This is a genomic window from Schaalia radingae (assembly GCF_900106055.1).
Taxonomy (GTDB): Bacteria; Actinomycetota; Actinomycetes; order Actinomycetales; family Actinomycetaceae; genus Pauljensenia; species Pauljensenia radingae_A.
In genome coordinates, this window is sequence record NZ_LT629792.1 from 2,407,692 (window position 1) to 2,430,193 (window position 22,502).

Below are 22,502 nucleotides of genomic sequence, written 5' to 3' on the forward strand. Positions count from 1 at the left end.
CGACGCGGACTTCGAGGATTCAGACAGCGATGACGAATCTGTTAACGAGGTGCGCGCTCTGGAGGAATTGCAGGAAGGCGACTTTGTTGCTCCGGCTTCTGATGTAGCCGAGGCAACCTCGGAACTTGCTGAGCGCGACGATGAGTGAGGATGCGGCGCCTGCGGCCGGTAGTGTACCTGACGGCACCGGCGACGCTGACCTGGTGATCCCCGAAGAGCCCACCGAAGCTGTGCGCGAGTATTTCGGTACCAGTTTCTCGGCATTGGAGCACCTGGTCGACATGCTGCTTGACGAGGGAGAGATGCGCGGCTTGATCGGACCGCGTGAAGCCGGACGATTGTGGTCGCGCCACATTGTGAATTCAGCTGCGGTATTGGATTTTCTGCCTAAGCGTGGACAGGTGCTTGATGTGGGTTCAGGCGCGGGATTTCCTGGCCTAGTTATTGCCATATGTAAACCATCACTTGACGTTCACTTGGCAGAGCCGATGGAGCGTCGGTGTGAATGGTTGGCGGACGCAATCGATGAGCTGGGTTTGGACAGTGTGACAATCCACCAGGCTCGCGCGGAAGATCTGCGCGGTAAGGGTCGTGCTGATGTGGTGACGGCTCGTGCGGTGGCGAAAATGTCGAAGCTCGTGCGAATGACGTCCAAGCTGATTGCTCCTCATGGTCAGTTGGTGGCGTTGAAAGGTCGTCGTGCTGCGCTCGAAGTTGAGGACGCACGCAACGAATTGAAGCGCCATCATCTCCTCGCTGAGGTTCATGAAGTACCGTCGGTGATGGAAGATGAATCGACCTATGTGGTCGTTGCCCGTCGCGATGTGTGACCTCGGAACCAGCGGCTGACAGAGTAGACAAGAAGAAGGCAGGCTGAGATGAGCGAATTGACGCAAGGTGACGCTCCCCTATCGCGGCGTCTTCAGCAGAACTATGCTGATCTTCGTATGCTCGAGCACGCGGTCTTCACGCGGCCAGAGCGCCCTGTGGTCATGACCGTTGCCAACCAGAAGGGTGGCGTTGGAAAGACGACGTCCGCCGTCAACTTTGCTGCAGCTCTGGCTCTTGGCGGGTTGAATGTTGTGGTCATTGATGCTGATGCCCAGGGAAATGCGTCGACGGCGTTGGGTGCAGAACATGGCGTGGGCACTCCGTCAATCTATGACGTGATGGTGGAGGGAGCATCGTTGGCAGGCGTGATTCAGGACTGCCCTGATGTGGAAGGCTTGCGGGTGTGCCCATCGACCATTGACTTGTCGGGTGCTGAAATTGAAATGGTGGATTTGCCGCGTCGTGCATTTTTGCTGTCCGATGCGGTTTCGGAGTTCTTGTCAGTGAACCGTGACGTGGATGTCATCCTGATTGACTGTCCCCCGTCGCTCGGATTGGTAACGCTCAATGCACTGGTGTGTGCCGACGAGGTCATGATTCCGATTCAGACCGAATATTACGCGCTGGAAGGTTTGACCCAGCTATGGTCAACGATCGAACGGATTCGATCTGAACTCAATCCGCGGTTGAGGATCTCGACGATTGTGCTGACGATGGTCGATAAACGTACCAAGTTGAGCGAAGAGGTTGCAGCTGAAGTGCGCGAACACTTTGGGGAGATCACGCTGACAACCGTCATCCCACGATCCGTTCGCATTTCCGAGGCGCCGAGTTACTCGCAGACTGCAGTAACCTATGATCCGCGATCGACCGGTGCGATTGCGTACCGCAAGGCGGCGCTTGAGTTGACGCAGCGATGGGCACAGAAGTAACTGATCGCGTCATTTTGCGTGGCCGTGACCTGTGAAGGATAATTACAGTTCCAGTGTCTGTGCGGGTGGCGGGCCTGTGAGTGAGTCAGGTTGTATGCGAATGCAGGAAATGTTTCACGTGAAACATTCACGAAGAGGCCCGTTTGGTCAGTGATGACAAAAGCCCGGTCAAGTTGGATGACCAGGTGCGATGTGAACCCGACATGATGGTGGATAGGGACTCCTGCAACTCGTGATATCGAGCGCTCTTTGTTTGGACGGTGGACAAGGTTGCAATCGAATGTGCTCACAGCAATGTTTCACGTGAAACATTCGTTGGCGCTCAGAGAACTGTAGAATCGAAAGCATCGATACGACCGAAGAAAGTGAAGCGCTGGGAACGATGGCCAGGAAGAAAGACACTGCACATCAATCGTCCGATTCAGGAAAATCGACTCGTCGGCACGGAGGACTGGGACGTGGATTGGCGGCACTGATTCCAGATTCTCAGAGCGAAAATCCACATTCGGTGTCGCGGCCGCTTGATGTCTTATTTCCAGAGCATACGGGTAGCCATGCTCGAGTTCGTGGAGGGTCACAACGAGATTTGTTGTCTCCGCGCTCGTCACGTCGGACAGCACACACACGGAAGGGCACGACCACGCCCGAGTCAGAAGGTACGGGGAATTCAACAACCGTTGCGTCAGAGTCGTCGGACGCATTTGCATCCAATCAGTCCCGCAACTTGGGTCCTGAACGCGCCCACAAGGATTCAACGAGAAAGAATCGTGTAACATCTGCTGGAACAAGAAAAGGTGCAGCCCGCAAATCACAATCGGATGACGGCGCAGTGTCGCGAAAAGGTGAGGGTGCGTCACCTCGTAAAGGTCAGTCGAGGTCACGGCTCTTTGCTGAGGTCCTTGAAGGAACACCTGCGAATGTTTCACGTGAAACATCGCCGTCGGCCGCCGATTCGCCAGGACCTGACGGAGATCACGCGCCGAAAGAAAACTCGGGATCAAATAACGCGGAAGCAGTGCCGAGATCAGACGCTGGTCACGCAGGTACTGGTGACGAGACGTCTGACCTGGTCGAAGTTCCCGGTGCGACCTTTGCTGAGATTCCAACTCAGTGGATTGTGCCGAATACCCGTCAGCCTCGGAGCGTTTTTGACGAAGATGACCTCAACGAACTGGCCGCTTCGATTCGAGAAGTCGGGGTGTTGCAGCCGATTGTCATTCGACCCATCGAAATCACGTCTGATACGCCTGACACATTGCGTGAATACATCGAGGAAAAGCCGGAAGCGCGCTATGAACTCATCATGGGAGAGCGACGTCTGCGCGCCTCTGAAATCGCTGAGGTCGACACCATTCCCGCCATTATCCGAAGGACCCAAGATGAAGACCTTCTGCGAGATGCCCTGCTGGAAAACCTCCACCGCGCCCAGCTCAATCCACTTGAAGAAGCCTCGGCCTATGCTCAGCTGATGGAGGACTTTGGAGCAACGCAGGAAGAGCTGTCAAGGCGCATTGCACGATCGCGTCCGCAGATTGCCAACACCTTGCGATTGCTCAAACTCCCACCCGCCGTGCAGCGAAAAGTTGCTTCGGGCGTGATCTCTGCTGGCCACGCACGAGCCCTGCTCTCTTTGTCAACACCAGATGAAATGGAGCTGTTGGCTGACCGAATCGTAGCAGAAGGGCTCTCGGTGAGGACGACGGAAGAAATCGCTCGGCTCAACAAGCCTAAGCCTGCACGGGTACAACGCATCCGCAAACCTCAGCAGCTCTCTGAGTTGGGGCGCCACGTGGCAGCGGAACTGTCTGATTTGTGCGATACCCGTGTAACGGTGAACGAAGGCAGCACCAAAGGCAAGATCGTCATTGAGTTTGCCGGCGCACAGGACCTGGAACGCATCGCAGCAGTCCTGCGCGCACAGGCCAGGTAACGCGTACGCAGATATAGACAGGGCCGCACGTGCGCGATCGTGATGCCGACATTTATTGTCAACAAGCGTCTCAGGATGGGTTAATGAGTCTTGAGGATTAGACCACTAGAGGTGATATGGGTGTCGCGCAGTCATGCTATGCGCTAGAGGCATGGTGCCATGACGCTGTCACACCGTGATGATGCGATGCGGTGGCGCAAGGCGCCGAGGAATGCACCCGTGAATTCACCGGCCGTGCGCCGCAGACTGTGATCGATACTATTCGTGAAGCCGGTGTGAATGATCACAAACTATCCCATTACATCTGAAAAACGGAGACAATCAGAGCAGCGATACGAATACGGGTGAGCTGCCGGAAACGCTACCAGCGCAACCAGCGGTGAGTCCGTCCACCGGTCCAATAGGAGATTAAGCAGCAATGGGGAATGCGCAGTGCCTGATCAGCACCGTATTGTTCGACATTGGTGGTGTGCTTGTCACACACCGACCTGATGCGGCGAAGATGGCTCAGGTCATGAATATGGATACCACCCCGTCAGACACCGTCAAGCTGGTTGATCATTCCATCTGGTTCCACCGTGATGCCTACGATGCTGGCTGTTCAGACCGTGAATTCTGGGACCACGTCGCAGGAGATTGCGGATTGGGTGAACTCAGCGATGCCACGATCGCCGCTCTCGTCCAGGAAGACATTACACGCTTCGACCTGCCTGACCCGGACGCCCTCGAACTCGTATGCGAACTGAAAGCCCGCGGAATGAACCTGGGGATCCTGTCCAACGCGCCGCACGCGATTGCCGACCGCTTCCCGCAACTGTCCTGGGCTGATGCCTTCGACCACTTCACATTCTCCGCTCCGCTGGGCGTGTGCAAGCCGGCACAACGCATTTATAAAGAAGCAATCGCCCGTTCAGGGGTGCCAGCGGACAGCATTCTCTTCATTGACGATCGACAGCCCAATATTCGCGCCGCCACACTGGCAGGAATGCACACCATTCAGTGGACCGACCCAGCCACCGCGCGTGAGGCGCTGGTCAACCTCAACCTGCTCGACGAATGCGTCGCAGCGAGCTGACACGAGCTGCAGACACTCGCTGAAGTGCTGAAGTGACGAGGGCGCCTTCGGAAAGCACGCTCGACCACAACCTCACAGATCTGAGGCCACGAAATGCACGATGCGGTCGCACACCGCGCTGAATGAATCCTGCGCATCTGCAGCCTGAGGGAACAACGACGTGTCTGTCATTCCGGGTGCCACATTCGCATCGATGAACCACACAGTTCCAGCAGGATCAACGATCACGTCAATGCGGGAGAGGTGACGCAATCCCAGCAAAGCGTGGATCTCCAATGCTGTTTCCTGCGCATGATCGAGAACCTCCTGATCAAGACGAGCGGGCACGAAGTATTCCGTGCTGTCCGTGGTATAGCGGGCATCGTAGTCGTAACGCCCATCATCGGTGACGATCTCAATAGGCGGCAAGGCCGTGGGCCCGTTCTCCAGGTCAAGAACAGAGACGGCAACTTCGGTGCCTTCCACGAAATTCTCGATCATGACGCGCTCACCATAGGCAAAGGCGTCAACCAGCGCCAGCCGCAGCTCCTCAGCCGAGGTCACTTTCGACAGACCCAGGGCCGATCCACCATCAGCCGGCTTCACGATCGCCGGGTAGTGCATTGTCTGATCCAGGGAATCCAGCACACCGGAGGCGCCAACCTGGCGGAAAAGTTGCTGAGGGAGTGTCACCCATCCGGGAGTGTTCAAACCCGATGAACCAACCAGGCTCTTGGCTGTGGGCTTATTGGTCGCCATCATGGCCTGAGCCGAGTTCGACCCGACGAAGGGAATATCAAGGTTTTCGAGCAAGCCCTGCAAGGATCCGTCCTCGCCCAGGGAGCCGTGAATCAGCGGCCAGATCACATCGGGCTGAAAATCCTCGATACCTGTCAGCAATTCACTGTCCAGGTCGCACACGCATACCTTGTGGCCCAGGTGATGCAAGGTGGATGCCACGCGGCGGCCCGACCGCACGGACACGTCGCGCTCGTGGGTAAGTCCACCTGCAATGATCAAGACCCGTTGTGGGTGATCTGTCTGACGAGTCATAGCGTCGATACCTCCTGAGGTAGTCGTGGCAATATCTGTCAAAGAACGTGAGTGGTGTGAACAGTGCGCTCAGGCAGGTTCACGGACCTATTCAGTTATCTGAAGTCGGCAGTGTGGGCTCGACATCGATGTGCGCGTTCGCAGGGACCGACCCGACACCGAACATGTCCACCAGCTCCTTCTCAGCGTTGACCACAGTGGACAGACGTCGCACACCCTCGCGAATTTCCTCGGGAGTGGGGTAGCAGAACGATAATCGCATGTGATTGGTACCACGCCCATCATAGTAGAAGGCAGTTCCGGCCACGTAAGCGACCTGGGCTCGCACCGCGCGCGGCAGCATCGCCTTGGCGTTCAGGCCGTCGGGCAGCGTGACCCACGTGTAGAAGCCGCCCTCAGGATGTGTCCACGTGCAGTCCGGCATGTACTCAGCCAACGCCTTCATCATTGCGTCGCAACGCTCGTGATACATGGAACGGAAGGTTTTGACCTGGCTGTACCAGTCGTAATCAACCAGGTACCCGCCGATCGCCATCTGACCCACCATCGAGGGGCACAGGATCGCTGACTCGCTGGCCAGGACCAGTTTGTCGCGGACTGCGTGGGGTGCGTAGGCCCATCCGATCCTGAAGCCCGGTGCAAACATCTTGGAAAACGATCCCAGGTAGACCACGACTTCCGGTGCGTAGGACTTCAATGCGGGAAGCGGATCTGACCCGAAGCCGAGCAGTCCGTAGGGGTTATCTTCCACGATCAGCACGTGTTCACGCTGGCAGATCTCAACGATGTGCGGTCGGCGTTCCTCGCTCAGCGTCACGCCCGCTGGGTTGTGGAAGTTCGGAATCGTATACAGGAACTTAATCGTCTTTCCAGACTTACGCAGAGAGTGGATCATATCCTCCAACGCCTGCGGAATGATGCCATCGGCATCCATGTCGACGTGCACCACATCGGCCTGACGCGCACGAAACACACCAAGGGCTCCCACATATGACGGCGACTCCGCGATGACAACGTCACCCTCGTCAATGAACAATTCGGAAACAAGGTCCAGGGCCTGCTGCGAACCGGTGGTGATGACAACGTCATCGGGGTCGGCACCTGCGATGCCGTCATAGGACATGACGTCGCAGATCTGTTCGCGCAGCGGTTCCCAGCCTTGACCGGAGCCGTATTGCATTGCGACCGAACCGTTGCGTGCGATCAAGTCGCGCGCCGAGTCAGCCAGGCGCTCAATAGGCAGGTCCTTCAGGTTGGGCATGCCGCCAGCCAGTGAGACAACTTCGGGGCGCGACACTACCGAGAACAACGCGCGGATTTCAGAGGCGCGCAGGTTGTGAGCTCGCTCGGCATAATGGTCAAACCATGGGTCGAGACGGTTTCCATGCTGAGCGGCTTCCCGGCCGGGCATCTGGCTCACAACGATTTCCTTCCATTGTGCTACGCAAGTGCTGATCACACGTTCTATCACCAGTGTGCCACCACTTCACACACGGTCAGTAACGGTGACACTCGTGAGGCGACATATGATGAATCAGGTCACACTAGCGCGCCGATGTTTCATCGCGCAAGCACTGTCCAGTCCGTGACGCAACTCGGTTTTCGGTTGCGCACCATCCCACGTGCGGGTGGGCTGCTCGTCGTCATACGGATTGATCAGGACGGCGCTGGGAACCCACGTCACATGCCATCGTTTCGCAAAGGTGACGAACTGCGGGGCGTCGGTATCGACAGCCACAACCGTGACATCTGCAGCGAATTCACCTGCAAGTTCGTCGAAAACCGGCTCAACCATGCGCGATTCGGGACTCCAGTGGGCCAGGCATGCAATGAAAACGATGCGGTCGTCGGAAAGGAGCGTGTCGAGTTCACGCAGGTCGACACGCTTCACAGTGTTGCCAGGTACCGTTCAGCGTCGAGGGCGGCTCGGCACCCTGATCCCGCTGCCGTAATGGCCTGCCGATACATGTGGTCCACTGCGTCACCGCAGGCGAATACGCCAGGCAGTGATGTGTGGGTCGACGGCTCGTTCACGGTAATGTAACCGGCTTCGTCCAGGTCAATCTGGCCGCGCACGATGTCGGTGCGTGGCAGGTGTCCGATCGCAACGAACACGCCCTGGACGGGCAAGGTGGTCTCAGAGTCGTCAACGGTGGAACGCAAAACGAGGCCTTCCACCTCGGTGTCGCCCTCGACGCTGGCTACTGTCGAGTTCCACGCGAAGGAAATCTTCGGGTCAGCCTTGGCGCGGTCTGCCATCACTTTGGAGGCGCGCAGTTCGTCGCGACGGTGAACGATCGTGACGGACTGTGCGAAACGAGTCAGGAAGGTTGCTTCTTCCATTGCAGAGTCGCCGCCACCGATGACCGCCAGGTCCTTGTCCTTGAAGAAAAAGCCGTCGCAGGTGGCGCAGTAGCTGACGCCGTGGCCGGAAAGCTCATCTTCACCTGGCACGTTCATGTGGCGGTATTCGCTGCCGGTCGCGAGAATCACGGTGCGAGTCTGCAGTGTCTCGTCATCGAGTGTCACGGTCTTGACGTCGCCCTCGAGGCTGACGCTGCGGGCATCCTCGAAACGAATATCGGCACCGAAGCGTTCGGCCTGGGCACGCATATTCTCCATGAGTTCGGGCCCGAGGATACCCTCAGGGAAACCGGGGAAGTTCTCCACGTCCGTCGTGTTCATCAGGGCGCCACCTGCGTCCAGTTCACCTGCGATGACGATGGGCCTCAGGCCGGCGCGCCCGGTATAGACAGCTGCCGTGTATCCGGCGGGGCCTGATCCGACGATGATGACGTCATGAACGGTGCCGTCGGTGTGAGACTGTGTAGCCTCGGTGGCCTGGTCGGCGGTTTGAGGGGCCGTTGCATCGTCCGCCTGACTGTCGCCCAGGCTGATTGCGTTGATAGAGGGGATAGAGGAGACGGAAAAATCAGTCATGATGCACCTTGTCATTCCACAGTGACTTCATAGACCCACGCCTGGTTGCTACCTTCGTCAGACGAGGGCATGTAGCGGAACATTAACACGAGGCCCTGGGTCTCAACAGGCTCCGGTAATGTGATGTCAGTTGTCGGACTCATTGCCGTGGTTGCCAGCTCTGTGCCGTGACGTGCAGCGGTGACGTCAACTGACGGGTCGACGGAGGTGAGGACCAGCTCGCCTCCGGTAGTGCCCGGAGCCATGTGGACAGTCACCTTGGACACGGTGGCCTTTTCCTGCAGGTTCAGTTTGAGTGAGACGATCTCATCGGGCGGGAACTGGTTGTAGTCGAAGGAACGCGACCTCCATGCGGTGTCCAGTTTCCCGTCGATGGCGTAGATCGCCTGGTCCGGGTTGTCACCATTGTCGTTACGCCACGACAAAGCATCCACGGAGGTGACCTGCGGACGGATGATTTCCGGTTCGACAGGTTGATCGGATCCTGACTGGCCGGATCCTGACTGTTCTGCAGATTGGCCGGATTCCTGCTCGTTGTGGGTAGGACTGAATGAGAAGCCTTCGCCGGATACAGGTGCGAGCATGGTCTTGACACCCCACAGCCCGCCACCGATGACCAGGATCGCCGCAAAAATCACGGTCGGAATCGTGGGATTGATGCGCGTGGTGAGGGCACGGCTTGTCGTCGAAGATGCGTTCGAGGCCGGCTCGGGCTGCTCGGTTGCTGTGGGCTGTTCGGTTGCTGCAGATTGCCCGGTCTCAGACGCAGCTCCCGCAGCCTCGGTTGTTCCCGTCGTACTTGCTGTGCCGGCTGTACCTAGAGCGCCGGCCGCACCTATGCCACCTGAAGCGGCAGCTGCCGGCGGCACGGAGTGATCACTCGACTCGTGACCCGAGGAGGCATGATCGGTGAGCCTGCCGAACGCAATCTCATCGAAGCTGGGACGCGCGGGCTGATGAGCGCCATGTTCATGAGAGCCAAACTGATCGAGTTCGTCGTTCTCATCAGGTTCGGGTGGGTAGGGCACGGGATGCTCCTTAGGTGTGTGAGCTGGCGTCGGTTCAGAGGCGCGCAGGTCGTTCGCTTGGGATTGTACTAAGTGTGGAGTCTCTTCGTCGGGCGTCACCGCCGAGGCGAGGCCGTCTTGAGCATCCGGCTCCGGCGCCGCGGCACCCCACCTGCTGACCACCGGCATCTCACCCGTGTTCGTCGGATCTGAAGGTGAAAACCCTCTTTGCAGAATGCTCGAGAGGATCTGTGCATCCTCTTCCACCTGGGCCGGGTCATCACTGTGATGAGCGTCAGCGGGGAACGGGTCAGCATGAAGAGTGGTGTCGTATTGCGCGTCGGTGAGTTCCTGACCAACCTCAGCCTGCTCGCGACCCAGGAACTTTGACCAGTCAAAGAAGTGAATCTGCGTGCGTTGCGAATCGGTATCGTGCGAGGACCCGTCCACCACCGCGTCGGCCTGCGTGCTTTGCTGCTCACCAGAATCTGCTGTCGGCTGCGCGCGATCTGCGGCAGCTGAATCCGACTCGTCGCGCTCAGCGTCGGGGGCTTGCGGCACGGTGGTACGTGCGTGTGAAGCAAAAGAGGCAGTGGAGGCGCCCGCTCCTTCAACGACGAACACCTTGCGGATCAACGCTGGTACGGGTAGTCGCCGGTTCACCTTGCGCACAGCATCACTGGTGGAGGCAGGATCAAGCAGACGCATCATCAATGCGAACACGATGGTGACGACGAGGGCGACCACCACGGCTTTCACAGCTGCGACCAGCCAACGCGCCACCCACTGATCGATCGGGGTGGAAGCCCCCATCAGCCAGATAGCCACACCACCGGCCAGACCCCCCACACCGGCGGCAGTGAAGTATTTGATATAGCTGGCGACAATCAGACCCGGGTTGACGTAGCGAATCTTTCGCGCAACCCAGAAGACGGCGATAAAGCCCTGGAGGAGTCGGCACACCGTTTCAGCTGCGCTGGCCCCGATCGTCCACCAGCCGGGTCCTGCCAGGAAGAAAACTGACCATCCGACGATGATCTGAATGATCGTCGGGACGATTCCCATCAGGAAAACAGGTTTGGCATCCTCGTAGGCGAAGAAGACGCGTTGGCTCATCAGCACCATGCCGGTCGAAGCAACGCCCGGCATCAGGGCGATCAACACTGCCGCGTAGGCGCGCACATTCTCCGGCGAGGCCATCGGCAACACCAGCTGCATGACCGGCACAGCTGCCGCGATCAAAATGGCCGCAGCCAGCAGCGTCAACAAGGTGATGACATTGACGCCTGTGTGGAAATTCCGCGCGACCTCCCGGTGATCATTTTCGGTGACCGCATTGGCCATCCGAGTGAAGATCGCGGTCGCCAGCGACACGGAGATCAATGACTGAGGAACCATGTACACCATGAACGCTGCCGTGTAGGCCACGTAACCGGCAATGGACGCGTCATGCAGAGTGGCACAGTGGTCAGCCTGCGTAGCCAGGTTCGTTGTTGAAATAATGCCGATCTGGCTCACGCCGAGCGTGGCGAACGTCCAGCCGGCCACGCGTGAGGCGGACTTGAAGGACGTGCCCTTGAAATGCCAGTCGATGCGCAGCTTCACGTCAGCGTGACGCAGCGGTATCAGCAAGATCAATGCCTGGAGGATCACGCCGAGCGTGGCCGATCCGGCCAGCACCCAGAACTGAGAAGAGGTGAATTCTTCAATCGGGAAGACACCGTGGTGAGGGCCCCACAAGATCAGGAAGATGCTCAGACCCAGGATGGCGATGACATTGTTGAGCACCGGCGCCCACATATAGGGACCGAACATGCCGCGCGCGTTCAGCAATTCGCCCAGCAGGTTGTACACCCCATAGAAGAAAATCTGCGGCAAACACAGCAATGTGAAGGTGATGGTCAGTGCGCGGGCGGGACCCTCGTAACTGGAGGCGAACAATGTCACCAGGAGCGGCGAGCCCACCATCATCACGATGGTGACGCCGAATAGGATCAGTCCGGCCAGCGTGAGGAGGCGCGAGACGTAACGATCCCCAGAACGCGACTTCAGTGCGCGCACGATCTGCGGAACGAGGACAGCGTCGATGACACCTGCCGCCAGAATGTTGTAGACCGTGTTGGGCAGCGTGTTGGCCACCTGGAAGGTCGCTGACACGGAGCCGGCACCTTCACCGATCGCGATGATCAGCAGCGCGGTTCGCACGAATCCGAGGATGCGGGAGACCAGGGTGCCTGACGCCATGATGGCTGACGACTTCAGCAGGGACGTCTGCCTGGGGGCACGCGAATCAGATGCATCGTGTGACTGGTTCATGGTGTGTCTCCATCATCTGAGTGTGTGTGCTTGCGTCGCGACGACACTAACGGGTCGCGTGATCGCCACTGCGAGCGCACATTGCGAATCAAACCGACGCAGAACGCCACTGCAACCAGCCCCGCGATTGACCACGTCCCAATATCCTCCCACTGTGCGCGCAAACGTACCATGACGGACTGAGAGCTATCGAGTATGGTGCCACGCGGTGTGGCCACAATGTAGGTGACGTCGATATTCCCCGATCCGATGGCCTGAACTGGAACTTCGACGTTACCAGTGGAGTTCGCCTCGAGGGGCTGAGCGGCGCTGGGTGTCGCACGAAGACGCGCATCGTCAGGTTTCAGCGTTGCGGTGACGGTGATTGTCCACGGTAGCTTATTCGTCACGCGCACAGGGAACGCAGCCGTCTTGTTAATGACATTGATCGTCGCTGATGGTTCGGCATGGACCAGTGAGTACAGCTCGCTGATCGCTCCCTGCAGGTTCTTCGCCGCCTCAATGGCGTGATCATCGTCGTGTCCTGCACTGACGGCGTTGAGCATCGCCATGTTGACGACGCTCGTCAGCTGGTGGGGTTCGTCGAGTGCGGTCGCCAAGGCTGCAACCTGAGCGCGTACTTCGTTCAGCGTGTGCAGTGTGTGCTCCCAATGGTCAGGGACCTCAGGTGTGGGATGTACGTCTTCACGCTCGGTATCGGTGGGCTCTGACGTTGCAATCTCGGCGAAGGAACGCGGTGCCATCCAGTCCGACTGTGTCAGGGAGCGGATACGTGATACCAGTTCGGAGTTGACGGCGGTGTTGCGCGCCACGGTCACGAGCTGAGGTCGGGCGATATTGGGAAGCTGACGCGTGATCAGAGCACCCATTGCCTGGGCTGCCTGACGCGCATCCAGCTCATCGCTGTCTGTAGGCGCATCCCACGCCAGCAACTCCGTGAGCTCACGAGTCGAGGTCAGCACCGTGCGAGTCGAATCAGATGCGCCCTCCGTGTGGGTGTGACCATCATCAGCATCGACTTCGACGCGTGTCACGGATGTGAAAGAGGCGTCCTCGGGAGGCGCGACTTCACCGGCGGGTGCAATGATCGTGCGGCCAGTTGACTCCGGCAGCATGGACAGCCCGAAAGTCGATGAGCGTGGCCACAGCACTGATCCGATGACGCTGACTGACTGAGCTGAACCAGTGCGTGATGTGGTCGAATCTGCCTGACCGGCCTGATTGACGACCTGCTCGGGCGTGGACAGCGTGCCGAAAACGCTCATCGACTCACGCGCCAGTTCGGTCAGACGCTCATCGCCTAGCTCTTGCAGCCGAGCGGGGTCTGCATCCATGCTGGGCAGGGCAACAACCTGCCCCCCCGATCCGACGAGGGTGTCCAGTGCGCGCGAGACAAACGCGGAAGTTGCCGGTGAATGCCACCATGACGGTGTGGGGTACCTGGGTGAAGGCCAATGAGGAAACGGAGTCATCTCTGCTGGACCGGCGCTTCCGCTTTGAGGCTGATCGCCGGATTGAGAGCCTGCATCTGCCGCCGTGCCGTTCGCGCTGCCGGACTGAGTGCCTTCAGGTTGGCTGCTTTTACCGGATTGCGCCGGGGAGGCCGAATCAGAATCGGAACGGGCAGTGGATTGGGACTGGCTGGTCGGAGCAGTCGACTGCGGCTGGGCGCTTGTCCCGGCAGATTGAGCCTGGTCAGCGGTCGTAGTCGGTGAGCGCAGCCGCCCGTCGGCGTCAAGAATGCCGGTGCGCACAAAACTGGTCAACGCTTCAGGATCAACAGCCAGTGTCACGCCTGGTGTGCGGGCAAGTTCACTGAGAGCTTTCCACTGCTCCGTGGAGCCAAATGCCTGAGTCGACGTGAAAGGAACCAGCACCGATATGGGTGTCTGCTGACGCTCATAGTAAGAATCCCACACGACCACGGAGCGGTCCTCACCGTCTATATCACCCTCATCAGTCGTGGCCAGCGCCTGGACGCAAATACCGCGCGGCCCCCACTCAAAACTGTCATCCAGCGGCAGCTCCTCGGCGGGAACCGACAAGGTGAAACCCACTTTCTGACGCGGGCCAAGCTGCCTGTCGATGGTGCGTTCGGCTACCGGGATGCCGGCATCAGTGTGGCCCGAAAAGTATGCGCTCAGGTCAGGTGCCGCGACCGCTGAATGGACGGACATGAACAGGCGCAGCACAGTTGACGAGGTGGCCTGTGCACCCGAAAGGTTCGTCAATGTGCCCGACACGGTGAGCGTTGACGTGTCATCAAGGACAGTGGGTGTGATCGACGTGATCGACACCTGCAGATTGCCGCCCTCATCGGCTTCACCGAGCACGCTGGGGCGCGTGGTGTGAATACCGGACGGGTCACCCTCGGACGTGGAAGTAAAAGAAGCAACACGCGCACTGGTGTCAGTTAGTGGCATGCTCGAGGCACCCGCGGGCGCGCACAGGCACGCGGCAGTCACAATGGCAGTGACGACCGTGGAGAAAACGCGTGCGCGGCTCTTCATCACACGTCCCGGTACAAAAGATCCAATGCGATTCTGACGATACGACGCTCGTTCGGATAGGCGAGTTGGCGCATCAGCTGCTGCAAGGATACCCACGACGCGTCTTCAGCTTCGTGATCAGGGTCCATTTCCACGGTGATCGATCCCGACACGTAGCCCATGAGGAAGTGGTGCACCACCTTGTGAACACGCCGATCAGGAGAGGAAAACCAGTAGTCGATCGACGCGAGGTGACGAATGATCCGTCCGGTAATCCCCGTCTCTTCCGCAACTTCGCGCAATGCGGCTTCCTGAGCGGTTTCGCGTCCCTCCAGGTGGCCTTTCGGCAGGCACCATTCGATGCGGCCGGCCCGGTTACGTCGCGCAATGATCGCTGCGTAAGGGGTACCGTTGACAACATCGATAACGAGGCCGCCCGCCGATGTTTCTCCCACAATCGGCAGGCGGGAACTGGCAGAGTGATACGCCCGTATCGAGGCATGGTGGCGTGGGGGACGAGGTGTCCCCACACGGCGCTCATAACGACGGGCTGACATAGTTCCACTCTATTAGTCTTGGAGCGATGGCGGGTGACGTGACATTCCTGCGTCGCGGCTCCTGAGGTTTTTCGAGGCCTGAAAACGTGGCACTCTAGTACGTAATGGATACGCACAAGCACGGTTCCCACGCTGACCGCCAGCAACTGAAAGGACACGGTGTGAAGACACGCGCACTCGAGGGTGTCGGATCTCAGGACGTGCCAGCTTTGCTGGTCAACGCTCAACGCACATTCAGCCATCTACCTGCGCAAGTACTGGAAATGGCGCACCTTTTTGACGACGCTGGCCAGGAAATTGCGCTGGTGGGCGGACCTGTGCGCGACGCGTTCCTCGGCGTGACGCCGCATGACTTCGACTTCGCAACATCGGCACGCCCCGACGAAACCGAGGAGCTGCTCAGCAAGTGGGCCGACGCCGTGTGGGACATCGGCAAGAAGTTCGGCACGATCGGAGCACGCAAAGATCACATCGTTGTGGAAATCACCACATACAGGTGCGACGAGTATGACATCGGCTCACGCAAGCCTGACGTCACATTCGGAGACACGCTCGAGGGAGACCTGACGCGCAGAGACTTCACTGTCAACGCCATGGCGATGCGGCTGCCGACGATGGCACTTGTGGACCCTCACCACGGTCTTGACGATCTGGCCGACGGACGCCTGCGCACACCTGTCACCGCTCAACAATCATTCGACGACGACCCGCTGCGCATCATGCGTGCGGCGCGTTTTTGCCGCCCAACTGGGCATCGACGTCGACATGGATGTGATGGATGCGATGGAGTCGATGGCCTCACGGCTGTCGATTGTGTCCAACGAACGGATCCGGGCCGAATTTGAACGCCTGATGGTCAGCCCGTACCCGCGGCGCGGCATCGAACTCATGGTGCACACCGGCGTGGCAGCTGTTGTCATTCCGGAGCTGGACGCACTGGTCGATACGCGCGACGAACACCGTCGCCACAAGGACGTGTACGAGCACACGCTGACCGTGCTCGATCAGGCGATGGACCTGGAAACCGGGCTCGATGGCGCTGTGCCGGCACCGGACCTGATTTTGCGGCTGGCCGCGATCATGCACGATGTGGGCAAGCCTGCCACGCGGCGCTTTGAAAAAGACGGCACCGTGTCGTTCCACCATCACGAGATTGTCGGCGCGAAACTGACGCGCAAACGCCTCAAGGCCTTGACCTTTGACAGACACACAGTTGATGCGGTGACGCATCTGGTGGCGCTGCATCTGCGTTTCCACGGTTATGGCGAACAGGCCTGGACTGATTCGGCTGTGCGCCGCTACGTTGCTGATGCTGGTGACCAGTTGGAGCGCCTGCACCGCCTCACTCGAGCTGACTGCACGACGCGCAACCGCCGGAAAGCGATGCACTTGTCGGCCGCTTATGACGATCTGGAAGCACGCATCGCTCAACTACGTGAACAGGAAGAACTCGATGCGATCCGGCCGGATCTGGATGGCAGTCAGATCATGGAAATCCTCAACATTCCACCTGGCCGCGATGTGGGTCGAGCACGCCAGCACCTGCTGGACCTGCGCATGGAGAACGGCCCGATGGGTCAGGACGCGGCACGTGAGGAACTACTGCGCTGGTGGACCGAGCAGGGTGCCAGGGACTGAAACACCCGCCGGCCGCCCAAGGCACGGCGTTCGCACCGTAAAACAGTGGCCGGACTGTACACTCAATGTGAAGGGCGTCATAGCGTGGATCGGACGCCCTCGCGCCACGACAAAGGATGAAAGAAGCTCACGATGACGATTACTTCACCTGAAACGGCAAGTGCTGATATTGGCGTGTATGGAATGGGCGTGATGGGGTCGAATCTTGCGCGTAACCTCGCACGCAACGGGTATCGCACTGCGGTGACGAATCGTTCACCCGGTCGCACGCTGCGCCTCATGGACCAACATGGCGACGGATCCGAGGGCATCTTCATTCCCTCGGAAACCACCGAAGACTTCGTGAAATCGCTCGAAAAGCCGCGCGTGGCCATCATTATGGTGCAGGCAGGTGAGGCCACTGACTGGGTCATCGAACAGCTTGCGGACCACATGGACGAGGGTGACATTATCGTGGACTGTGGAAACTCCCTGTTCACTGACACGATTCGCCGTGAAAAGTGGGTGCGTGAGCGTGGGATGCACTTTGTCGGTGCTGGCGTTTCAGGCGGTGAGGAAGGTGCTCTGTGGGGGCCGTCCATCATGCCGGGTGGAACCGAGAGTCCTACAAGCGCCTTGGCCCGATGTTTGAAACGATTTCCGCCCATGTGGACGGCGAGCCGTGCTGTACGCACGTGGGTGCTGACGGCGCGGGTCACTTCGTCAAGATGGTACACAACGGCATCGAATACGCAGATATGCAGGTCATCGCGGAGGCCTACGACGTGCTGCGCCGCGGCATGGGTGCTACACCGTCCGAACTGGCGGACATTTTCGACGAATGGAATGCGGGCGAGCTGAATTCGTACCTCATCGAGATCACGGCGCAGGTGCTGCGCCACAAGGATGCAAGCACAGGTGAGCCGCTGGTGGATATGATCGTGGACCAGGCATCGCAGAAAGGCACCGGCAAGTGGACCGTGCAAACAGCGCTGGACCTGGCAGTTCCCGTCACCGCCATTGCTGAAGCAACCTTTGCGCGCGGCGCATCCTCGCAGACCACGCAGCGTGAAGCCGCACAACACATGGAGGGCCACGCCCAGGAACTGAAGGTGGAACAGGCCGATCATGACTCCTTTGTTGAGGACGTACGACGCGCCCTGTTCGCCTCCAAGATCATCGCCTACTCACAGGGATTCGATGAGATCGCTCAGGGGGCACACGCCTACAACTGGACGATTGACAAGGGTTCTGTGGCGCGGATCTGGCGCGCAGGATGCATCATTCGTGCCACGTTCCTGTCCGACATTGGGCAGGCGTACGACGAGGATCCCGATCTGCCTCTGCTCATGGCAGCCCGAACCCTTCGCCTCCCGGATCGAGGAATGCATCCCGTCACTGCGCAAGATTGTGGCATTGGCAGCGACGCACGGCATTCCTACCCCCGTGTTCTCGTCGTGCCTGGCCTACTTCGACACGGTGCGTGCCGACCGACTGCCGGCAGCACTGATTCAGGGTCAGCGTGATTTCTTCGGCGCGCACACCTACCGGCGCGTCGATCGCGAGGGAACATTCCACACGCGGTGGCTGACGAGGGCAAGCCTGAAGAACAGTGGGACTAGGCTCGGACCATACCCAGGTGTGATTCCCTTCATGGAAAAGCTGGGATTTCCATGTGAAACGAGGGGAATAGTGGCGCGGTTCATGGCGCGATCACCGTCGACATGCTTACGCTGAAGGGCAAGGCTCATAGAGACGGTGCCTGTAACGAAAGGTGAACGCGTGTCGAAAAACGGCAGGATGAATCCGGATGAGGCCAAGAACGGGCGTCACTCGTCCCGCTCATCGCACGGCACATCGCGAGGGGCGATGCGTCCCGATCCGGCATTCCCCAAGCGCGCAGCGCGACATGAAGGAACCCATCGGTCATCCGCTTCCAACTCGTCGCCCGGGACTTCCAGGCAGGCTGGCTCCGCTGCGGCAGGCAATGCCGGTGGGCGGAAAGGCGAAACCAGCCGGTCGAACTCACGCAAGACCAGTGGACGCACAGCGAATGGGCGCAAAAGGCGGTCATGGGGTAAACGCATCGGCCTTGCCTTCGTGTTCAGCGTCCTCGGCGTCATTATTGCCGGACTGGCATCCTTCCTGTTCCTGTACGCCACGTTGGATATTCCCAAGGCCGACCAGGTGGCCCTGGCTCAGACCAGCACCGTGTATTACGCGGACGGCACCTCCGAGATGGGGAAGTTCTCTGAGATCAATCGCTCCATCATCGACACGTCCACATTGCCGGACTATGTGGGGCAGGCCGTTGTTGCCTCCGAAGACCGCACTTTCTATTCCAACTCCGGAATAGATCTGAAAGGCATTGCGCGTGCCCTCGTCAATAATCTGAGAGGACTGCCGCGACAAGGTGGCTCCACGCTCACCCAGCAGTACGTGGAGCGCTACTACATGGGTGAGACTACTTCGCTGAAAGGCAAGGTCAAGGAAGCGGTCCTGGCGGTGAAGATCAACCGTGAGCAAACCAAGGACGAAGTGCTGGGCAACTACCTCAATACTATCTATTTCGGCCGGGGAGCCTACGGCATCGAAGAAGCCTCGAAAGTCTTTTTCGGACATCCGGCATCAGAACTGACCCTGTCAGAATCCGCGCTGCTGGCAGGGATCATCCCGGCACCATCGGCGTGGGATCCTGCAGAAGATCCTGATATGGCGCACTCACGGTGGGAACGAGTCATCTCACTGATGGTGCAGGACGGGTGGATCGACCAGGCGGAAGCAAATCAGCAGCAATTCCCGCAGACCATTGATTTCCAGGAGACGACCTCGTCAATGACCGGGACGACCGGCTACCTCCTGCAGCAGGTGCGTCGCGAGCTGGCCGAGACAGGTGCGTTCACTGATGAGCAGATCGATTCGGGTGGCCTGTCGATCATCACCACTATCGACAAGGCTCGTCAGGAAGCCGCAATCAATGCGGCCCAGATGATGAACGAGGTCGAGGGATGGAACCCTGATTCCATGCACGTGGCGCTGTCTGCCATTGACCCTGCAACGGGGGAGATCGTCGCTGAGTTTGCGGGCAGTGACTATCAAAAAGTTCAACGTAATGCGGTCACTGATGACATTGCACAGGCCGGTTCAACCTTCAAGCCGTTTACCTTGCTGGCGTATGCCGATCAGGGCGGTAGTGTCTACGATCAGGTTGATGGCAGTTCACCGCGCTCATTTGACGGCCTGGCTGAACCAGTGTCGAACGTGGGGAACACCTCGTGGGGTAATGTGTCGTTGATTAAGGCAACGTCCTATTCAATCAACACGGCTTTTGTGACGTTGAATGAGAAAGTCGGTCCGCAGGCGACAGTGGACACAGCCGTGAAGCTGGGAATCCCTGAAGACACGAACGGGCTCGATGCGACGCTGCTCAACACGTTGGGTGTGGCATCAACGCACAACATTGACCTCACCCATGCGTATGCCACTATCGCCAACGGCGGGACACGGATGAACCCGCATATCCTGCGAGAGGTGCGTGACTCTGTTGGCAACAAGGTCTACAGCGCGCAGCTTGAGTCGGAAAAGGTCTTTGATGCAGAGACGGTCAGCGCGATTATGCCGGCGCTCAAGGCAGTGATGGAGCCGGGTGGCACCGGTGAGAAGGCGGCAGTTCTGGGACGTGAAGCGGCCGGTAAGTCCGGTACGTCTGATGATCAGAAGTCCGCACAGTTTGTTGGAATGGTTCCGGGCCTTGTCGCCAGTGTCTCGATGTATCAGTCCGACGAGGCCGGCAACCCGGTTTCGCTGGATAACATCGGCGGCCTGTATCAGTTCCACGGAGGCGACTGGCCAGCTGACGTGTGGGTGAAATTCATGGAGGCTGCAACTGCTGACCTGCCTAACGGTGACTACTCGTGGTACACCGAACCGAACCCAGTTCAACAGAACACTCCACCAACGCCGACACAACCTCAGTCGGTCCAGCCCACCCAGCCGACTCAGCCCACACAACCCGAACCAGCTGAACCGACTCAGCCCACACAACCCGAACCAGCTGAACCGACTCAGCCCAGCCAGCCTGGTCAGGGTCACGATGACGACCACGATACGGGCGGCTCTCAATCCTCCTAGACGTCTGGCGCTGGTGGGCACGTGGGCCTAGCCGGTTGGCTATCCGACTGCATGAAAATCGAGCCGCACCCACAGTGTGGAAAAAATCCACTGCGCGGGTGCGGCCCGGTATGAATGTGCCCGGCGTCCCGGAGCCTCCTTACAGAAACGGAGTACTCATCGGAACGCCGGGATCACACTCGGTGGTGTGTCACTGTCACTCAGCGATGACGCGGACATGCAGGTTTGCAGACACCTCAGAGTGCAGGTTGACCTTGACGGTGTAGTCTCCCAGCGTCTTGATCGGAGCAGGGATGACGATCTTGCGGCGATCAATCGTCTGGCCGATCTGATCCTGAACGGCCTGAGCGATGTCGGCACTTGAAACGGCGCCAAAGAGTCGATCGTTGGAACCGGTCTTGCCGGAAACAGTCACGAACTTGACTTCCTGGAGCTGATCGCGCACGACGCGGGCATCGTCGACGGACGCGATTTCGCGCTTGCGGCGAGCACGAGCCATGTCGTCAATCTGGCGCTGAGCACCCTTGGACCATGCAGTGGCAAGGCCGCGAGGAACCAGGTAGTTGCGAGCGTAACCGCTTCTCACCTCGACAACGTCACCGGCTGAACCGAGCTTGTCGACATCGTGGGTCAAAATGAGTTTCGTTGTTGCCATCAGAAAAAGCCTCCCTATGAATCTCAGCGACCGGACGAAGAGTACGGCAGCAGAGCCATCTCGCGGGCGTTCTTGACGCCTTGGCGATGCGGCGCTGTTCCTGTACGGATACGCCAGTGACACGGCGGGCACGGATCTTGCCGCGGTCCGAGATGAACTTACGCAGCAAAGCGGTGTCCTTGTAGTCAATGGATTCGATCTTGGCCGACTTCAGCGGGTTGGCCTTCTTCTTAATGGGCTTATTGCGAAGTTGAGGCTTCGCCATAGTGTTCTCCTTGGATCCAGGTAATCGCTGTGATTACCCCATACGAAAAATGAAGCGATAAGAATGCATTGCGAAAGCGCGTTGCGTCAGATCAGCGTCGCCCTCGTCAATTGAATTTAGAAAGGCGGCTCTTCACCGAAAGAGGACGCTCCCTCGGTGCGCCACGGATCGGAAGTGGACCCTCCGGCGGGCGCATTGTAGCTGCCTTGTTGCTGACCATATCCACCTGCTGGCCACCGCCTTGCGAGTAGCCACCCTGGTAGCTGCCGGAACCACCTTGCGCGCCAGCGCCTGACTGGCTCTGGTATCCACCCTGGGAGTATCCGCCCTGGCCGGAATCGCCTCGAGGAATGCGGGTCACTTCAGCCTTTGCGTAACGCAAGGATGGGCCGACCTCGTCAACCTGCAGGGACAATTCACTGCGCTGCTGGCCATCGCGCGTTTCATAGGACCGCAAAGTCAGGCGACCCTGGACGATGACGCGCATGCCTTGCGCAGGGTTTCGGCCACGTTCTCAGCCGCGTCGCGCCAGACGGAGCAACGGTAGAACTGTGTGTCTCCGTCGCGCCATTCGTTCGCACTGCGGTCGAACGAGCGTGGGGTCATTGCCACCGAGAAGTCGCAACGGCTACTCCGATGACGTGAAACGCAATTCGGGATCTCTGGTCAGGTTTCCGACGATTGTGACGACAGGTTCTCCAGCCATGTCAACTCCTTTGGTGGGT

The 22,502-nt window shown here is 59.0% G+C and carries 13 protein-coding genes and 4 pseudogenes; 7 read left to right on the forward strand and 10 right to left on the reverse strand.

Features of this window, described 5'->3' with window-relative positions:
- Positions 1–140 precede the first annotated feature (140 nt).
- The 4 genes from rsmG to BLT69_RS10635 all read left to right on the forward strand — a co-directional run bounded on the left by rsmG (position 141) and on the right by BLT69_RS10635 (position 4,768).
- Positions 141–830, forward strand: a complete 690-nt coding sequence (rsmG, locus tag BLT69_RS10620) for a 16S rRNA (guanine(527)-N(7))-methyltransferase RsmG (RefSeq protein WP_092649022.1) — start codon at positions 141–143, stop codon at positions 828–830.
- Positions 831–878: 48 nt separating this feature from the next.
- Positions 879–1,763: a ParA family protein gene (locus BLT69_RS10625; RefSeq protein WP_092649023.1), complete on the forward strand. Its 885-nt coding sequence runs from the start codon at positions 879–881 to the stop codon at positions 1,761–1,763.
- 1,015 nt (positions 1,764–2,778) lie between these two features.
- Positions 2,779–3,693, forward strand: a complete 915-nt coding sequence (locus tag BLT69_RS11295) for a ParB/RepB/Spo0J family partition protein (RefSeq protein WP_371935794.1) — start codon at positions 2,779–2,781, stop codon at positions 3,691–3,693.
- Between the two features lie 418 nt (positions 3,694–4,111).
- Positions 4,112–4,768 (forward strand): HAD family hydrolase, encoded by a 657-nt coding sequence (locus BLT69_RS10635; protein WP_092649025.1) that lies wholly within the window; start codon positions 4,112–4,114, stop codon positions 4,766–4,768.
- Positions 4,769–4,840: 72 nt separating this feature from the next.
- On the opposite strand, the gene BLT69_RS10640 is transcribed toward BLT69_RS10635, so the two are convergent.
- From BLT69_RS10640 to BLT69_RS10670, 7 genes are all read right to left on the reverse strand, one after another.
- Positions 4,841–5,800: a D-alanine--D-alanine ligase family protein gene (locus tag BLT69_RS10640; RefSeq protein WP_092649026.1), complete on the reverse strand. Its 960-nt coding sequence runs from the start codon at positions 5,798–5,800 to the stop codon at positions 4,841–4,843.
- A 91-nt stretch (positions 5,801–5,891) separates the two neighbouring features.
- Positions 5,892–7,211, reverse strand: a complete 1,320-nt coding sequence (locus BLT69_RS10645; protein ID WP_092649171.1) for an aminotransferase-like domain-containing protein — start codon at positions 7,209–7,211, stop codon at positions 5,892–5,894.
- Between the two features lie 123 nt (positions 7,212–7,334).
- Complete coding sequence (locus BLT69_RS10650; RefSeq protein ID WP_070726064.1) at positions 7,335–7,691, reverse strand: thioredoxin family protein; 357 nt, start codon at positions 7,689–7,691, stop codon at positions 7,335–7,337.
- Positions 7,688–8,740 carry a thioredoxin-disulfide reductase gene (gene trxB / locus BLT69_RS10655; protein ID WP_092648034.1) on the reverse strand — a complete coding sequence of 351 codons (1,053 nt, stop codon included), beginning with the start codon at positions 8,738–8,740 and terminating at the stop codon, positions 7,688–7,690. The genes BLT69_RS10650 and trxB overlap by 4 nt, the downstream gene beginning before the upstream one ends.
- Before the next feature lie 11 nt (positions 8,741–8,751).
- On the reverse strand, positions 8,752–12,063 hold the full coding sequence (gene murJ / locus BLT69_RS11160; protein WP_092648033.1) for a murein biosynthesis integral membrane protein MurJ: 3,312 nt from the start codon (positions 12,061–12,063) through the stop codon (positions 8,752–8,754).
- Positions 12,060–14,573 carry a DUF6049 family protein gene (locus BLT69_RS10665; protein WP_092648035.1) on the reverse strand — a complete coding sequence of 838 codons (2,514 nt, stop codon included), beginning with the start codon at positions 14,571–14,573 and terminating at the stop codon, positions 12,060–12,062. Before BLT69_RS10665 ends, murJ begins: the two co-directional genes overlap by 4 nt.
- On the reverse strand, positions 14,573–15,109 hold the full coding sequence (locus tag BLT69_RS10670; RefSeq protein WP_082628632.1) for an NUDIX hydrolase: 537 nt from the start codon (positions 15,107–15,109) through the stop codon (positions 14,573–14,575). Before BLT69_RS10670 ends, BLT69_RS10665 begins: the two co-directional genes overlap by 1 nt.
- 212 nt (positions 15,110–15,321) lie before the next feature.
- Here BLT69_RS10670 and BLT69_RS10675 point away from each other — a divergent pair.
- The 3 genes and pseudogenes from BLT69_RS10675 to BLT69_RS10685 form a co-directional block, all read left to right on the forward strand.
- Positions 15,322–16,741: pseudogene (locus tag BLT69_RS10675) on the forward strand (CCA tRNA nucleotidyltransferase); the annotation flags it as partial.
- Positions 16,742–16,879: 138 nt separating this feature from the next.
- A pseudogene (gnd, locus tag BLT69_RS10680) lies at positions 16,880–18,348 on the forward strand (NADP-dependent phosphogluconate dehydrogenase).
- Positions 18,349–18,508: 160 nt separating this feature from the next.
- Entirely contained in the window at positions 18,509–20,857 is a 2,349-nt protein-coding gene (locus BLT69_RS10685; RefSeq protein ID WP_058237598.1) for a transglycosylase domain-containing protein, read from the forward strand.
- 196 nt (positions 20,858–21,053) lie between these two features.
- On the opposite strand, the gene rplI is transcribed toward BLT69_RS10685, so the two are convergent.
- The 3 genes and pseudogenes from rplI to ssb all read right to left on the reverse strand — a co-directional run bounded on the left by rplI (position 21,054) and on the right by ssb (position 22,483).
- Positions 21,054–21,512: a 50S ribosomal protein L9 gene (gene rplI, locus BLT69_RS10690; RefSeq protein ID WP_058237599.1), complete on the reverse strand. Its 459-nt coding sequence runs from the start codon at positions 21,510–21,512 to the stop codon at positions 21,054–21,056.
- Positions 21,513–21,535: 23 nt separating this feature from the next.
- Positions 21,536–21,777 (reverse strand): annotated as a pseudogene (rpsR, locus tag BLT69_RS10695) (30S ribosomal protein S18).
- 116 nt (positions 21,778–21,893) lie between these two features.
- Positions 21,894–22,483 (reverse strand): annotated as a pseudogene (ssb, locus tag BLT69_RS10700) (single-stranded DNA-binding protein).
- Between the last annotated feature and the right edge of the window lie 19 nt (positions 22,484–22,502).

What these genes read in the sequence shown, in the direction of transcription:
- rplI (WP_058237599.1), bottom strand. Translation starts at nt 21,512, where the DNA reads ATGGCAACAACGAAACTCATTTTGACCCACGATGTCGACAAGCTCGGT.
- murJ (WP_092648033.1), bottom strand. Translation starts at nt 12,063, where the DNA reads ATGAACCAGTCACACGATGCATCTGATTCGCGTGCCCCCAGGCAGACG.
- BLT69_RS10625 (WP_092649023.1), top strand. Translation starts at nt 879, where the DNA reads ATGAGCGAATTGACGCAAGGTGACGCTCCCCTATCGCGGCGTCTTCAG.
- BLT69_RS10635 (WP_092649025.1), top strand. Translation starts at nt 4,112, where the DNA reads ATGGGGAATGCGCAGTGCCTGATCAGCACCGTATTGTTCGACATTGGT.
- BLT69_RS10665 (WP_092648035.1), bottom strand. Translation starts at nt 14,573, where the DNA reads ATGAAGAGCCGCGCACGCGTTTTCTCCACGGTCGTCACTGCCATTGTG.
- BLT69_RS10640 (WP_092649026.1), bottom strand. Translation starts at nt 5,800, where the DNA reads ATGACTCGTCAGACAGATCACCCACAACGGGTCTTGATCATTGCAGGT.
- BLT69_RS10670 (WP_082628632.1), bottom strand. Translation starts at nt 15,109, where the DNA reads ATGTCAGCCCGTCGTTATGAGCGCCGTGTGGGGACACCTCGTCCCCCA.
- BLT69_RS10645 (WP_092649171.1), bottom strand. Translation starts at nt 7,211, where the DNA reads ATGCCCGGCCGGGAAGCCGCTCAGCATGGAAACCGTCTCGACCCATGG.
- rsmG (WP_092649022.1), top strand. Translation starts at nt 141, where the DNA reads ATGAGTGAGGATGCGGCGCCTGCGGCCGGTAGTGTACCTGACGGCACC.
- trxB (WP_092648034.1), bottom strand. Translation starts at nt 8,740, where the DNA reads ATGACTGATTTTTCCGTCTCCTCTATCCCCTCTATCAACGCAATCAGC.